This window comes from Actinospineispora eucalypti, assembly GCF_039543365.1.
Classification (GTDB): Bacteria; Actinomycetota; Actinomycetes; order Mycobacteriales; family Pseudonocardiaceae; genus Pseudonocardia; species Pseudonocardia eucalypti.
The window spans coordinates 39,312-53,445 of sequence record NZ_BAABJP010000043.1 but is presented as its reverse complement, the minus strand read 5'-3'; the positions used below and the strand labels follow the sequence as shown (position 1 = coordinate 53,445).

The 14,134-nt window shown below is 71.7% G+C and carries 13 protein-coding genes; 6 read left to right on the top strand and 7 right to left on the bottom strand.

What is annotated here, in order from left to right:
* Window positions 1-13: 13 nt before the first annotated feature.
* The 3 genes from ABEB12_RS31835 to ABEB12_RS31825 form a co-directional block, all read right to left on the bottom strand.
* Window positions 14-805, bottom strand: coding sequence for an ABC transporter permease (locus ABEB12_RS31835; protein ID WP_185063433.1), 792 nt, complete (start codon window positions 803-805; stop codon window positions 14-16).
* A 52-nt stretch (window positions 806-857) separates the two neighbouring features.
* Window positions 858-1,724 carry a glucose 1-dehydrogenase gene (locus ABEB12_RS31830; protein ID WP_185063432.1) on the bottom strand — a complete coding sequence of 289 codons (867 nt, stop codon included), beginning with the start codon at window positions 1,722-1,724 and terminating at the stop codon, window positions 858-860.
* A 154-nt stretch (window positions 1,725-1,878) separates the two neighbouring features.
* Window positions 1,879-2,772, bottom strand: a complete 894-nt coding sequence (locus tag ABEB12_RS31825) for a 3-oxoacyl-ACP reductase (protein ID WP_221498458.1) — start codon at window positions 2,770-2,772, stop codon at window positions 1,879-1,881.
* A gap of 111 nt (window positions 2,773-2,883) precedes the next feature.
* Between ABEB12_RS31825 and ABEB12_RS31820 the strand changes: the two genes are divergently transcribed.
* Genes ABEB12_RS31820 through ABEB12_RS31810 form a run of 3 tightly spaced genes read left to right on the top strand, consistent with a single transcriptional unit; the run spans window position 2,884 to window position 5,619 of the window.
* Entirely contained in the window at window positions 2,884-4,068 is a 1,185-nt protein-coding gene (locus tag ABEB12_RS31820) for an acyl-CoA dehydrogenase family protein (RefSeq protein ID WP_185063431.1), read from the top strand.
* A 14-nt stretch (window positions 4,069-4,082) separates the two neighbouring features.
* A complete protein-coding gene (locus ABEB12_RS31815) occupies window positions 4,083-5,213 on the top strand; it encodes an acyl-CoA dehydrogenase family protein (RefSeq protein ID WP_185063430.1) in 1,131 nt (376 codons plus the stop codon).
* A complete protein-coding gene (locus tag ABEB12_RS31810; RefSeq protein WP_185063429.1) occupies window positions 5,206-5,619 on the top strand; it encodes a TIGR03668 family PPOX class F420-dependent oxidoreductase in 414 nt (137 codons plus the stop codon). Before ABEB12_RS31815 ends, ABEB12_RS31810 begins: the two co-directional genes overlap by 8 nt.
* A gap of 5 nt (window positions 5,620-5,624) precedes the next feature.
* Here ABEB12_RS31810 and ABEB12_RS31805 read toward each other — a convergent pair whose 3' ends face one another.
* Together ABEB12_RS31805 and ABEB12_RS31800 are read right to left on the bottom strand one after the other, a co-directional pair.
* Complete coding sequence (locus ABEB12_RS31805; RefSeq protein WP_185063428.1) at window positions 5,625-6,728, bottom strand: nitronate monooxygenase; 1,104 nt, start codon at window positions 6,726-6,728, stop codon at window positions 5,625-5,627.
* Window positions 6,718-8,331: an AMP-binding protein gene (locus ABEB12_RS31800; RefSeq protein ID WP_185063427.1), complete on the bottom strand. Its 1,614-nt coding sequence runs from the start codon at window positions 8,329-8,331 to the stop codon at window positions 6,718-6,720. The genes ABEB12_RS31805 and ABEB12_RS31800 overlap by 11 nt, the downstream gene beginning before the upstream one ends.
* Window positions 8,332-8,388: 57 nt before the next feature.
* Here ABEB12_RS31800 and ABEB12_RS31795 point away from each other — a divergent pair, with 57 nt between their 5' ends.
* Complete coding sequence (locus ABEB12_RS31795) at window positions 8,389-9,186, top strand: crotonase/enoyl-CoA hydratase family protein (protein ID WP_185063426.1); 798 nt, start codon at window positions 8,389-8,391, stop codon at window positions 9,184-9,186.
* Window positions 9,187-9,337: 151 nt separating this feature from the next.
* Here ABEB12_RS31795 and ABEB12_RS31790 read toward each other — a convergent pair whose 3' ends face one another.
* Window positions 9,338-10,957: an AMP-binding protein gene (locus ABEB12_RS31790; protein WP_185063425.1), complete on the bottom strand. Its 1,620-nt coding sequence runs from the start codon at window positions 10,955-10,957 to the stop codon at window positions 9,338-9,340.
* Between the two features lie 23 nt (window positions 10,958-10,980).
* Entirely contained in the window at window positions 10,981-12,027 is a 1,047-nt protein-coding gene (locus ABEB12_RS31785; RefSeq protein WP_185063424.1) for an LLM class F420-dependent oxidoreductase, read from the bottom strand.
* 46 nt (window positions 12,028-12,073) lie between these two features.
* Between ABEB12_RS31785 and ABEB12_RS31780 the strand changes: the two genes are divergently transcribed.
* The gene (locus ABEB12_RS31780) at window positions 12,074-13,060 is read left to right on the top strand and encodes an OB-fold domain-containing protein (protein ID WP_185063423.1); all 987 of its coding nucleotides are present in this window, start codon (window positions 12,074-12,076) and stop codon (window positions 13,058-13,060) included.
* Window positions 13,057-14,133, top strand: coding sequence for a thiolase domain-containing protein (locus tag ABEB12_RS31775; protein ID WP_185063422.1), 1,077 nt, complete (start codon window positions 13,057-13,059; stop codon window positions 14,131-14,133). The genes ABEB12_RS31780 and ABEB12_RS31775 overlap by 4 nt, the downstream gene beginning before the upstream one ends.
* Window position 14,134 lies beyond the last annotated feature (1 nt).

Below are 14,134 nucleotides of genomic sequence, written 5' to 3'. Positions count from 1 at the left end.
GTCTCGGGGGCCTCTACAAAGCCTTCGGCGGCACGATCTGGAGGTAGATGCCGGTGAGCACCAGGTTGATCAGGAACAGCAGCAGGAAGGTGATCACCACGGCCTGGTTCACCGCGTCGCCGACGCCCTTCGGACCGCCGCGCGGATTCAGCCCCCGGTAGGCGGCGACCACGCCGGCCACGAAGCCGTAGAGCATCGCCTTGAACTCGCTGATCCACAGATCCGGCAGCTGCGCGAGGGCGTTGAAGCTGGCCAGGTAGGCGCCCGGGGTGCCGCCCTGCATGACCACGTTGAAGAAGTAACCACCCAGCACGCCGACCACGCTGACCAGGCCGTTCAGCAGCACGGACACGAACATCGCGGCCAGCACCCGGGGCACGATCAGCCGGTGCACCGGGTCCACCCCGAGCACCTCCATGGCGGCGATCTCGTCCCGGATGGTGCGCGCGCCGATGTCCGCGCACATCGCCGACCCGCCCGCGCCGGCCACCAGCAGCGCGGTGATCAGCGGGCTGGCCTGCTGCACGATGGCCAGCGCGCTGGCCGCCCCGGTGAACGACTGCGCGCCGATCTGCTGGGTCAGCGAGCCCAGCTGGAGCACGATCACCGCGCCGAACGGGATGGACACCAGCGCGGTGGGCAGGATGGTCACGCTGGCGAAGAACCAGCCCTGTTGCAGCAGCTCACGGCCCTGGAACGGGCGCTTGGGCATGGCTCGGACGACCAGCCAGGCCAGCGTGGCCAGGTTGCCGACCTGGCTGAACGCTCGCGCGCCGGGGAGCGCGGTGCTTCCAGCGGGGTTCATACCGCCCTCCCGGGCCGCCGTGACGTGTGTGATGACACAACGAGTCGTTCCGTCAACCGGTGACGTTCAGTGCGTGGGTGGCGGTGGCGCCGCCGTCCGCGACGAACTCCGCGCCGGTGCAGTACCGGCTGTCGTCACTGGCCAGGAACGCGACCATGGCGGCGATGTCCTCCGGCCGGCCGATCGTGCGCAGCGCCAGCTTGCGCGCCACCGGCGCCAGGTCCGGCTGGTAGCCGCCCAGCGCCTCACTGATCATCGGGGTGTCGATCATGCCCGGGTGGATCGAGTTGACCCGGATGCCGTGCTGCCCGAGCTCCAGCGCGGCCACCTTGGTCATGCCGCGAATGGCGAACTTGCTCGCGGTGTAGGCGGTGAGCAGCGGCGCGGCGGCCAGACCCTCGATGGACGAGAGGTTGATGATCGACCCGCCGCCGGTTTCGCGCATGGGTTTGGCGGCGGCGCGCATGCCCAGGAAGGTGCCGACCTGGTTGACCGTGATCACCCGCAGGTAGTCGGTCAGCGAGGTGTCCTCGAGGGTGCCGAAGTGCAGCACGCCGGCGTTGTTGACCAGCACATCCAGCCGGCCGAACTCCTCGATGACCCGGTCGATCGCGCCGGCCCACTGTTCCTCGGACGTAACGTCCAGCCGGGCGAACCGAACCCGCCCTTCTTGCTCCGCGGGCAGAAATGCCACGCCGTCCGGGTCGGTGACGTCGGTGGCCAGCACTCGGGCGCCTTCCTCGGCGAGGCGGCGCACCGCCGCCGCCCCCTGGCCCCGAGCCGCCCCGGTGACCAGCGCGACCTTCCCGGCCAGCCGGCCCGCGGCCGCCGCGCTCCCGGCACCCGCGCTCCCGGCACCCGCGTTTCCGGCGCCCGCGCTCCCGGTGGCGGTCGCACCGCCGGGCGAAGTCTCGGTCATCGGGCGGTCTCCCGGTCCGAGACCGGGGAACAGCGGCGAGCGTTTGCCGCTTCCGGCAATAAAACAGCGTTACACATGCCGGAAGCGGCAACCGCGTTCTCCGGAGTCCCGAACTCTCCGGCACCGGAGGGACGGTCGGGACAGTTGCGACGGTTCACAGGTCCAGCACCTCGGTGCCGGCGAACACCCGGTCCGGGTCGCGGTCGGCGAAGTAGGCGCCGAGCGTGGCTTCCAGCTCCGAGGCCGACCACTCGCCGTCCGCCGCCTGGAAGCGGCTCTCCACGGTGGGCGGGGCGACCAGGGCGATCTTCCCGCCGTGCACCACGAACACCTGGCCGTTGATCGAGGCGGCGGCCGGCGAGGCCAGGTAGGCCACCAGCGGGGCGACGTGCCCGGTGCCCAGCGGGTCCACCCGGCCGGCCGGCGCCTCGCCGAACACGTCGGCGGTCATCGCGGTGCGCGCGCGGGGGCAGATGGCGTTCGCCGTGACCCCGTACCGGGAAAGGCCGCGGGCCGCCGACACGGTGAGCGCCACGATGCCGGCCTTGGCCGCCGCGTAGTTGGCCTGCCCGGGCGGGCCGAGCAGGAACGCCTCGGAGGAGGTGTTCACCAGTCGCCCGTAGGTGGGCCCGCCGTCCCGCTTGGAGCGATCCCGCCAGTACGCGGCGGCGTTGCGGGAAAGCAGGAAGTGCCCACGCAGGTGCACCCGGAGCACCAGGTCGAAGTCCTCGTCGGACAGGCCGAACAACATCTTGTCCCGGGTCAGGCCGGCGTTGTTCACCACGATGTCCAGCCCGCCGAACCGCTCGACCGCGGTGGACACCAGCGCGTCCGCCGTGCTCCGCTCGCCGATGTCCCCGGCGACCAGTTCGGCCTTGCCGCCGCCCGCCGAACCGTTGATCTCGTCGACCACCGAGGCACCCGCCTCGGGGTTCAGGTCGTTCAGCACCAGATCGGTGCCGGCGGCGGCCAGTGCCAGCGCCTCGGCCCGGCCGAGGCCGGCTCCCGCGCCGGTGACCACGGCCACCCTGCCGCGCATACCCGTCATTCGCCAGAGACTAGAACTCGTTCTTGTTTGAGTCAATTTCCCACCGGGTGTAAAGCGGCTACACTTCTAGAACGCGTTTCAGTATCCCGTATCGACGAGACGGAGCCGCGGATGCATCTGGCGTTCACCAAGGAGCAGGACGCGCTGCGCGAGGAGCTGCGCGCCTACTTCGAGATCCTGATGACACCAGAGCGGCGCGCCGAGCTCACCTCGGGTGAGGGCGAGTACGGCGGGGGCGAAGCCTACCGCGAGATCGTCCGGCAGCTGGGCGCGGACGGATGGCTCACCCTGGGCTGGCCGGTGGAGTACGGCGGGCAGGCGCGGTCAGTGCTCGACCAGCTGATATTCACCGACGAGGCGGCGACCGCCGGCGTGCCGGTGCCGTTCCTGACCATCAACACCGTCGGCCCGACCATCATGCGGTTCGGCACCCCGGAGCAGCGGGAGTTCTTCCTGCCCCGGATCGCCCGCGGCGAGCTGCACTTCGCCATCGGCTACTCCGAGCCCGAGGCCGGTACCGACCTGGCCTCGCTGCGCACCCGCGCCGAGCGGGTGAAGGGGGCAGGGGAGGTGGGTGGGGAGTACGTGGTCAACGGGCAGAAGATGTGGACCAGCCTGATCCAGTTCGCCGACTACGTCTGGCTGGCCGCGCGCACCGACCCGGACGCCCCGCCACACAAGGGCATCTCGGTGCTGATCGTGCCCACCGACTCGCCCGGCTTCTCCTGGACGCCGGTGCGCACGGTGGCCGGGGTGGGCACCAGCGCCACCTACTACTCCGACGTGCGGGTGCCGGTGACCTCGCTGGTCGGCGAGGAGAACCGGGGCTGGGCGCTGATCACCAACCAGCTCAACCACGAGCGGGTGGCCCTGACCTCGGCCGCACCGATCTTCGCCGCGCTGCGCGAGGTCACCGAGTGGGCGCGGGAGACCGGCGCGATCGAGCGCGAGTGGGTCCGGGTGCATCTGGCCCGGGTGCACGCCAAGGCCGAGTTCCTCAAGCTGCTCGGCTGGCGGATCGCGGCGGCCAAGGACGGCGCCGGCCCGGGTCCGGCGGCCGCCTCGGCGAACAAGGTGTTCGGCACCGAGTTCGCCACCGAGGCCTACCGGCTGCTCATGGAGGTGCTGGGCCCGGCGTCGGTGGTGCGCACCGGTTCCCCCGGAGCGTTGATTCGCGGACGGATCGAACGCATGCACCGGGCCGCGTTGATCCTCACCTTCGGCGGCGGAACCAACGAGGTGCAGCGGGACATCATCGCCGCCGCCGCGCTCGGCCTACCCATCTCCCGGCGCTGAACATGGAGGACTCGATGGACTTCGCCCCGACCGAGGAACAGGTCGAGCTGGCCGGGCTGGCCCGGGGAATCCTGGCCGACCACGCCACCCCGGAGCGGCTGCGCGCGCTGGAGGAAACCGGAAGGGACCGGCACGACCCGGAGCTGTGGTCCGCGCTGGCCGGGGCGGGCGTGCTCTCCGCTGCCCTGCCGTCCACGGTGGGGGGCGACGACCTCGGCCTGCTGGAGCGCTGCTCGGTGCTGGCCGAGCTGGGCCGCGCGGTGGCCCCGGCCGCCTACCTGTCCACGATCGCGGTGGCCGCCGCCGGCCTGGCCCGTTTCGGCTCGCCCCAGCAGCGCACCGACTACGCCGCCCCCGCCGCCACCGGCAAACACCTGCTCACCGCCGCCCTGGACGCCCAGGTCACCGCCGAGCCCACCCCCACGGGAGGCTGGCGCCTCACCGGCACCGCCGCCGCCGTCCCCTCCGCGCCCGCCGCCTCCGCCCTCCTCCTCCCCGCAATCCAGTCGACTCAGTCGATTCAGTCGGTTCAGCAGGGTGATTCGGTCACTTCGGTGTTCCTGGTGGAGGCCACCGACCCCGGCGTCACGATCGCCCGGCAGCGCACCGTCGACCTGGACGACGCCGGACTGGTCGAGCTCGACAGCGTCGAACTCCCCGCCGATCGCCTGGTCGGTGACCAGGAGGCGCTGGGCTGGTTGCGCGCACACGCCACGGTCGGGCTGTGCGCGCACCAGCTCGGTGTGGTGGAGCGGGCGCTGGAGCTGACCGCGGAGTACGCGAGGCAGCGCGAACAGTTCGGCAAGCCGATCGGCGCCTTCCAGGCGGTCGCGCAGCGGCTGGCGGACGGCTACGTGGACGTGGAGGCGATCCGGCTGACCATGTGGCAGGCCGCCTGGCTGCTCGCCACGACCGGCCCCGGCGACCCGGAGACCGAAGCCGCGATCGCCACCGCCAAGTTCTGGGCCGCCGACGCGGGCCACCGGGTGGCGCACACCGCGGTGCACGTGCACGGTGGGGTGGGGATCGACGTGGATCACCCGCTGCACCGGTACTTCATCGCCGCCAAGCGCAACGAGTTCGCCCTGGGAGCGGCCACCGAGCAGCTGGTGCGACTGGCCGATGCACTATTAGGGGATGGATGAGGCGCACGCGCGGCGGCGGTTCGCCGCCGCGCGGGTGGCCCGGCTCGCCACGGTGACCCCGGACGGGCGGCCACACCTGGTGCCGGTCACCTTCGCACTCCGCGGTGACCGGGTGGCCATCGCCGTCGACCACAAGCCCAAGACCACCACCAACCTGAAGCGCCTGCGCAACATCAGGTCGAACCCGAACGTGTCGCTGCTCGCCGACGAGTACGACGACGACTGGTCGCGGCTGTGGTGGGTGCGGCTGGACGGTCAGGCCCGGATCGTGCTCGATGGCCCGGAGCGCGACGACCCGCTGGGCTGGTTGACCGCGAAGTACCCGCGGTACCGCGAGCGCCCGCCGGCCGGGCCGATGATCCTCGTCGAGGTCACCGGCACGACCGGCTGGGCTTTCGCCGGTTAGCGACGCTACCGGTCCGAACTGAGCCGGCGGACCGTCGCGTCCAGCTCGCCGAGCAGGTCTTCGAAGATCTCCGCGACCGGGCGCACCCGGTTCATCCTTCCCACGATCTGGCCCACCGGCATGGAAACCACTTCCGGGTTGCCGGACCGGGAGATCCGGTCGTGCGCCTCGCTGACCAGGATGTTCTGCAACGGCATGGGCAGCGGCGCCGGCGCGTCCGGCGACGTCCACGCCTCGGTCCAGCGGGTCTTCAGCAGGCGCGCGGGCTTGCCGGTGTAGATCCGCGTGCGGGTGGTGTCCGAGGAACCGGCGGCGAGCAGCGCCTTCTGCGTGGCCGAGCCGTTGCCGCCGAGCGTGTACTCGGCGGCGGTCAGCCACGTCGACCCCATCCACACCCCGTCCGCCCCCAGCGCCAGCGCGGCGGCGATCTGCCGGCCGGTGCCGATCCCGCCGGCGGCCAGCACAGGCGCGCGGTCACCCACCGCATCCACCACCTCCGGCAGCAGCACCATGCTGGCGATCTCCCCGGTGTGCCCGCCGGCCTCGTAGCCCTGGGCGACCACGATGTCCACCCCGTTGTCCACGTGCCGCTGGGCGTGCGAAGCGGTGCCGGCCAGCGCCGCCACCGGGACGCCGGCCTGGTGCGCGGCGGCGATCACGTCCGGCGGCGGGGAACCAAGCGCGTTGGCGATCAGCGCGATCGGGTGCTTGAGCGCCACCTCCACGTGCGAACGGGCCACCGAGTGCAGCCAGCCCAGCACGCCCGCGCCGCTCTGCTCGTCCTCCGGCAGGGGCGGAACGCCCAGCTCGGTGAGCGTGCGCGCGACGAAATCCCGGTGCCCGGCGGGGATCAGCGCGTCCAGGTCGACCTGCGTGCCCTCGGTGGGCACGGTCGCCGGCATCACCACGTCCACGCCGTACGGCTTGCCGTCGGTGTGCTCGTCCATCCAGTGCAGCGCGCGGTCCAGCTCGTCCGGGTCGTTGAACCGCACGCAGCCCAGCACGCCCAGCCCGCCGGCCCGGCTGATCGCGGCGGCGACCTCCTCCGACGGCGTGAAGCCGAAGATCGGGTGCTCGATGCCGAACCGTTCGCGAATGTCAGTTCTCATAACTTCCTTCGTTCGCGGCGGCGTGCTCGACCGCCCAGCGGTAGTCCGGCTTGCCACTCGGCGAGCGGCCGATCTGGTCCACGATCCACAGCGCCCGGGGGACCTTGTAACCCGCCAGCTGGGTACGCACGTGCCCGCTGAGGGCGGTCAGGTCCGGCGCGTCGACGCCTTCCCTCGGCTGCACCACCGCGCCCACCCGCTGCCCCAGCCTTTCGTCCGGCACACCGATGACCAGCGCGTCGAACACGTCCGGGTGCGACTTCAGCGCGCCCTCGACCTCCTCGGGGAACACCTTCTCCCCGCCGGTGTTCACTGACACGTTGCCCCGGCCCAGCAGCGTCATGCTGCCGTCGGTCTCCATCCGCGCGTAGTCACCGGGCACCGCGTAGTGCTTGCCGTCCACCTCGACGAACAGTTCGGCGGTCTTCACCGGGTCCTTGTAGTACCCGTACGGGATGTGCCCGCCCCGGCCGACCCGGCCGACCTGCCCGGAACCGGCCGGCACCGGCTGGTTCCGCTCGTCGATCACGATCACGTCCCGACCCGGCTTCACCCGGGGGCCGCCCGGGCGCACCCCGTCCTTGGTGATCACCTGGATGCCGTTGAAGCCGCCCTCCGATGAGCCGATCGCGTCGGTGAGCACCAGGTTGGGCAGTGCGGCCAGGATCCGCTGCTGCACCGCCGGGGAGAACAGCGCGGCGTGGCTGGACATCGCGGCCAGCGTGGACACGTTGTACCGCCCGGCCTCGAACGCCTCGATCAGCGGCCGGGCCATCGCGTCGCCGACCATGGTCACCACGTTGACGCCGTTCTCCTCGATGGCCCGCCACACCGCCGCCGGGTCGAACCGGGGCATCAGCACCACGGTCCCGCAGGCGAACAGCGCCGGCAGCACCGACCACTGCGCCGCGCCGTGGATCAGCGGCGGCAGGCACAGCCGGACCAGCGCGTAGTCCTTGCCGGCGCGCGACTGCGCCCACTCGTCGGGCAGCGGTTCGCCGGACATGAAGTCGATGCCGCCGCCCAGCGCGCGCCACACGTCGGCGTGCCGCCACAGCACGCCCTTGGGCATGCCGGTGGTGCCGCCGGTGTAGAGCACGTAGGTGTCCCGGTCGCTGCGCTCGCCGAAGTCCCGGTTCGGTTGGTGGGCGGCGAGCGCCTCGGCGTAGTCCACGCCGTGCCCGTCCGGCACGTCGGTGTCGCTGTCGTCGGCCAGCACGATCACGTGCTTGAGGTTCGGCGTGTCGGCCAGCACGGGGGCCACCCGGTCGGTGTAGCGCCGGTCGTGCACCAGGGCGACCAGGTCGGCGTTCTCGTACAGGTACCGCAACTCGTTCTCGACGTACCGGTAGTTCACGTTGATGGCCACCGCGCGCAGCTTGTACGCGGCCAGCATCGCGGTCACCGCCTCGATGGAGTTCTGGCACTGCACGCCCACGTGCTGGCCCGGCTCCACGCCGTGCTCCCGCAGGTGATGGGCCAGCCGGTTGGCATTGCCCTCCAGCTCGGCGTAGCCCACCCGGTGGGGGCCACAGATCAGCGCGACCCGGTCCGGAACCAGGTCGGCGGCGTGCTCGAAGAGGTCCGCGATGTTCAGCGCCATTCGAAACAAACTAGAACATGTTACTGTTTTCGACAACAGTTCTGAGGGAGCGTGTTCATGGCGGACCAGCAACAGCCGCACTGTCTCGTCGAGCGGCGGGGCGCCGTCCTGATCGTCACCATGAACCGGCCGGAGGCGCGCAACGCGCTCTCCGCCGACATGATGGCGATCATGCGCGACGCCTGGAACCAGGTCGACACCGACCCGGAGATCCGGGTGGCGGTGCTGACCGGCGCGGGCGGCGCGTTCTGCGCCGGCGCCGACCTCAAGGCGATGACCCGCACGCACCCCGGCGACTCGTTCTCCGGCGGCGGCTGGGACCTGTCGGTGATCGAACCCCTGCTCAAGGGCCGCCGGCTGACCAAGCCGCTGATCGCCGCCGTGGAAGGTCCGGCCATTGCCGGCGGCACGGAGATCCTGCAGGCTACCGACATCCGGGTGGCCGGGCAGAGCGCGCGCTTCGGCGTCTCGGAGGCCCGCTGGGGCCTGTTCCCGCTGGGCGGCTCGGCGGTCCGCCTCCCCCGCCAGATCCCCTACACCCTGGCCTGCGACATCCTCCTCACCGGTCGCCACCTGTCCGCCCAGGAGGCCCTGGACGTCGGCCTGATCGGCCACGTGGTCCCCGACGGCTCGGCCCTCGACAAGGCGCTGGAACTGGCCGACCTGGTGGCCGCCAACGGCCCCCTGGCCGTCCAGGCCATCCTCCGCACCATCCGCGACACCGAAGGCCTGCCGGAAAACGAAGCCTTCACCCTCGAAGCCAAACTAGGCATGGCCGTCTTCGCCAGCCAGGACGCCAAAGAAGGCCCCCAAGCCTTCGCCGAAAAACGCCCCCCAATCTTCCACGGCCACTAACCCCATATCGCGCCCCCCACCAGCCCATATCGCTGGTTTCACCAGCCCATGTCGCGGGTTTCACCACGCCATGTCGCGGGTTTCACCGGGTCAGGCCCCGCGACATGAACTGGGGAAACCAGCGACACGGGGTGCGGGAATCAGCGACGGGTTAGAGGTATTGGGTGCGGAGGTGGCGTTTGTAGAGCTTGCCGTTGGGGTCGCGGGGGAGTTGTGGGCGGTAGTCGATCGTGCGGGGGAGTTTGAACTTGGCCAGGCGGGTGCGGGCGTAGGCCAGTAGTTCCTCGGTGAGGGCTTCGTCCGGCTCGATCCCGTCGGCCGGCTGGACCACCGCCTTGATCTCCTCGCCCCATTCGGGGTGGGGGATGCCGAAGACGGCGACGTCGGCGACCTTGGGGTGGGCGGCCAGCTCGCCCTCGATCTCCGCCGGGTACACGTTCACCCCGCCGGTGATGATCATGTCGGCCTTGCGGTCGTGCAGGAACAGGTAGCCGTCCTCGTCCAGGTGCCCGACGTCACCCAGCGTGAACAGGTCGCCCACCCGCGCCTTCCGGGTCTTCTCCTTGTCGCCGTGGTACTCGAAGGACGACGTGCCCATCCGCAGGTACACCAGGCCGGGTTCCCCGGCCGGCAGCTCGTTGCCCGAATCGTCCAGGATCTTCACCACCGAGCCCGGCCAGGGGCGACCCACCGAACCCTCCTTGCGTAGCCACTCATCGGCCATGATGGTGGTGCCGCCGCCCTCGGTGGCCGCGTAGTACTCGATCACCACCGGCCCCCACCAGTCCAGCATCCGGCGCTTCACCTCGCGCGGGCACGGGGCTGCGCCGTGGATCATCGCGCGCATCGAGGACAGGTCGTAGCGGGTGCGCTTATCCTCCGGCAGGGCCAGCAGCCGGGAGAACTGGGTGGGCACCAGGTGACTGTGGGTGACCCGGTGGCGCTCGACCAGTTGCAGCATGGCGGCCGGGTCCCAGCGGTCCATGAGCACCGCCGGGTGGCCCAGCTGGATGGAGATGGTGACGAAGTTGAGCACCGCCGTGTGGTAGAGCGGCGAGCCGCACAGGTGCACGTGCCCGTCGTGCGGCGCCAGCCCGAAGATGCCGAAGAACCAGATCGCGGTGCCCGGAACGTCGTCCGGGTCGGCCCCGGTCAGCGGCCGGCGCACGCCCTTCGGCCGCCCGGTGGTGCCGGAGGTGTAGAGCATCGGCCCGCCCATGGTGCGCCCGTCGGGGCGGCCGGCCGGTTCGTCCGCGCCGAGCGAGGCCAGCGGCCGGAACCCGGGAATCGCCGCGCCGGACGCCGCCGCGCCAGCGGACGCCCCAGCGCCAGCGGACGCCCCGGTCGCTCCAGCCGCGCCGGACGCCAGCTCACCGGCCTCGCTCACCGCGAACCGGGCCTCCGGCGGCAGGCCGGCCTCGTCGGCCGCCTCCGCCGCCACCGAGGCGAAGCGTTCGTGCGCGAAGAACGCCTTCGCCCCGGAGTCCTTCAGGATGTAGGCCACCTCCGGCCCGACCAGGTGCCAGTTCACCGCGACGATGTACAGCCCGGTCTGCAGCGCGGCGAAGTGCACCGCGAGCAGCTCCGCGCAGTTGGGCAGCAGCAGCACCACCGCGTCCCCGGCCCGCAGGCCCTGCGCGCGCAGGCCGCGCCCGTAGCGGTCGGCGGCCGCGGCCAGCGAGCCGTAGTCGAGGGTCCGCCCGGAGGGGTCCACCACCGCGGGGCGAGTGGGTGACGAGGCGGCGATGTTCCACAGTCCTAGAGCGTCCACAACAGGTCAAACTAGAACGAGTTTCAATTTGAGGCAAGGGCGGCCAGCTGTTCGATCTGGGCAACCGACCGGCAGCCGACCAGCAGCATGTCCACCCCGGCGGCCGACCAGCGGGCCAGGCCCGCCCGCACGCCGGACGCCTCGCCGATGATCGCGGTGTCCTCGACCAGCTCGTCCGGCACCGCCGCCACCGCCTCCTCGCGCCGGCCGGCGCGGAACAGCGTGCCGATCTCGGCGACCGCCTCGCCGTAGCCCATCCGGCTCAGCACGTCGGCGTGGAAGTTCTGCCCCGGCGCACCCATCCCGCCGGCGTACAGCGCCAGGCTCTGCTTCGTCCGCGCCACCGCGGCGGCCGTGGCAGCCGGGCCGTCGGTGACCACCACCGTGCAGCTGGCCGCCACGGTGAACTCCGCGCGGGTGCGCCGCGCGCCGGGCCGGGACAGCCCTTCGTCCAGCCATTCCGTGTACATCGGGCCGAGCCGGGGCGAGTAGAAGATGGCCAGCCAGCCGTCGGCGATCTCCCCGGCCAGCGCGACGTTCTTCGGCCCCTCGGCGCCCAGCCAGATGGGCAGGTCGGCGCGCAGCGGGTGGGTGATCGGGCGCAGCGGCTTGCCCAGCCCGACCGACCCGGCGCCCGCGTAGGGCAGCGGGTAGTGCGGCCCGGCGGAGCTCACCGGCGCCTCCCGCGCCAACACCTGGCGGATGATCGACACGTACTCCCGGGTGCGGGCCAGCGGCTTGCCGAACGGCCCGCCGTACCAGCCCTCCACCACCTGCGGGCCGGACACGCCCAGCCCCAGCACCGCCCGCCCCCCGGAGAGGTGGTCCAGGGTGAGCGCGTGCATCGCGCAGGCCGTCGGCGCGCGGGCCGACAGCTGGGCCACCGACGTGCCCAGCAGCACCCGGGAGGTGGTCGAACCCCACCAGGCCAGCGGGGTGAACGCGTCCGAACCCCAGGACTCGGCGGCGAACACCGCATCGAAGCCGGCCGCCTCGGCGGCCAGCACCAGCTCGGGCGCGTCGGCGGGCGGCGCGGCACCCCAGTAACCCAGTTGAAGACCCAGTCGCATGCGCGTCATCTTGCCAGGCAAATCGAGAACGTGTTCTACTTTCACGATGGAAGCCCCGCTGAGTGCCCCGCTGGAGGTGGGGTTCGACTACACGCGGTCGCTGGGCCCGGTCCTCTCCCGGTTCTTCACCGAGCTGCGCGACCGGCGGGTGACCGGCGTCCGCGGCTCGGACGGCCGGGTGCACGTGCCGCCGGCCGAGTACGACCCGACCACCGGCGAGCCGTTGACCGAGGTAGTGCCGGTGGCGAGCACCGGCACCGTGGTCACCTGGTCCTGGCAGCCCACCCCGGTGGAGGGCCAGCCGCTGGACACCCCGTTCGCCTGGGCGATGATCAAACTCGACGGTGCGGACACAGCTTTGTTACATGCTGTGGATTCAGAGGGTGAATCGGCTGCCATGCACACCGGAATGAGAGTAAAAATACGGTGGGCCGAGCAGACCGCCGGCCACATCCGGGACATCGCCTGCTTCGAGCCGTCGGACCTTCCGGCCGAACCTGGCGAGCTGGACCGGTCCGCCGGCTCCAGTGCTGCCGGCGGACCGGTCACCCCGCCGGTCACCATGATCACCACCCCGATCCACCTGCACTACCGGCATTCCGCGTCCCTGCAGGAGAGCCGCTACCTGCGCGGCCTGGCCGAGGGTCGACTGCTGGGCCAGCGCTGCCCGGAGTGCGGCAAGGTCTACATCCCGCCGCGCGGCGCCTGCCCCACCGACGGCGTGCCCACCACCGACGAGGTGGAGCTGGCCGACACCGGCACGGTGACCACCTTCTGCATCGTCAACGTGCCCTTCCTCGGCCAGCGGATCAAACCGCCGTACGTGTCCGCGTACGTGCTGCTGGACGGCGCGGACATCCCGCTCATGCACCTGGTGCTCGGCTGCGCGGCCGACGAGGTGCGGATGGGCATGCGGGTGCGCGCGGTGTGGCGCCCGCGCGAGGAGTGGGACAACACGCTGCGCAACATCGACCACTTCCAGCCCCTCGACGAGCCGGACGCGCCGTTCGAGTCGTATTCGGAGCACCTATGAGTGAGTTCCCCGAAGTCGCCGTGGTCGGCTTCGCGCAGTCCCCCCAGGTCGCCGAGACCACCGGCACCACCAACGGGGTGGAAATGCTGGTGCCGATCTTCCAACAGCTGTTCGCGGACACCGGGCTGGACCGGCGCGAGGTCGGCTTCTGGTGTTCCGGCTCCTCGGACTACCTGGCCGGTCGCGCGTTCTCGTTCGTCTCCGCCGTGGACGCGATCGGCGCGCTGCCGCCGATCATCGAGTCGCACGTGGAGGGCGACGCGGCCTGGGCGCTGTACGAGGCCTGGCTGAAGATCCGCACCGGCGAGGTGGACACCGCGCTGGTGTACGGGTTCGGCAAGGCCAGTGCGGGCGAGCTGAACCGCGTGCTGGCGTTGCAGACCGACCCTTACCTGGTCGCGCCGCTGTGGCCGGACGCGATCAGCCTGGCCGCGCTGCAGGCGCGCGCGGGCATAGATGCCGGCCGGTGGAGTGAGAAGGAGATGGCCGAGGTCGCCGCCCGCGCCCGCCAAGCGGGCGCGGGTAACCCCAACGCCCAGCTCCGCGAGCCCCTCGAAGCCTCCACCCTGCTGGACGCCCCCTACCTGGCCGACCCCTTGCGGGCCCACGACTGCGCGCCGATCACCGACGGCGCGGCCGCCATCGTGCTGGCGGCGGCCCACCGCGCGCCCGACCTGTGCGCCCGGCCGGCGTGGATCACCGGCATCGAGCACCGGGTGGACTCCCCCGCGTTCGGCACCCGCGACCTGACCCGTTCCCCCTCGGCGGCGGCAGCGGCTCACGCGGCCCTGGGGGCGGCCGGTCCGGAAGGCATCCAGGTGGCCGAGCTGGCCGCCCCGTTCACCTCCCAGGAGCTGCTGCTGCGCCGGGAGCTGGGGCTGCTCGCCGAGGACGTGGAGGTCAACCCGTCCGGCGGGCCCCTGTGCGGGAACCCGATGTTCTCCGGCGGGCTGGTCCGGATCGGTGAGGCCGCCGCCCGGGTGCACGCCGGGTCGGCACAACGGGTGCTCGCGCACGCCAGCAACGGCCCGCTGCTGCAACAGAACCTGATCTGCGTGATGGAGGGTCGATAGC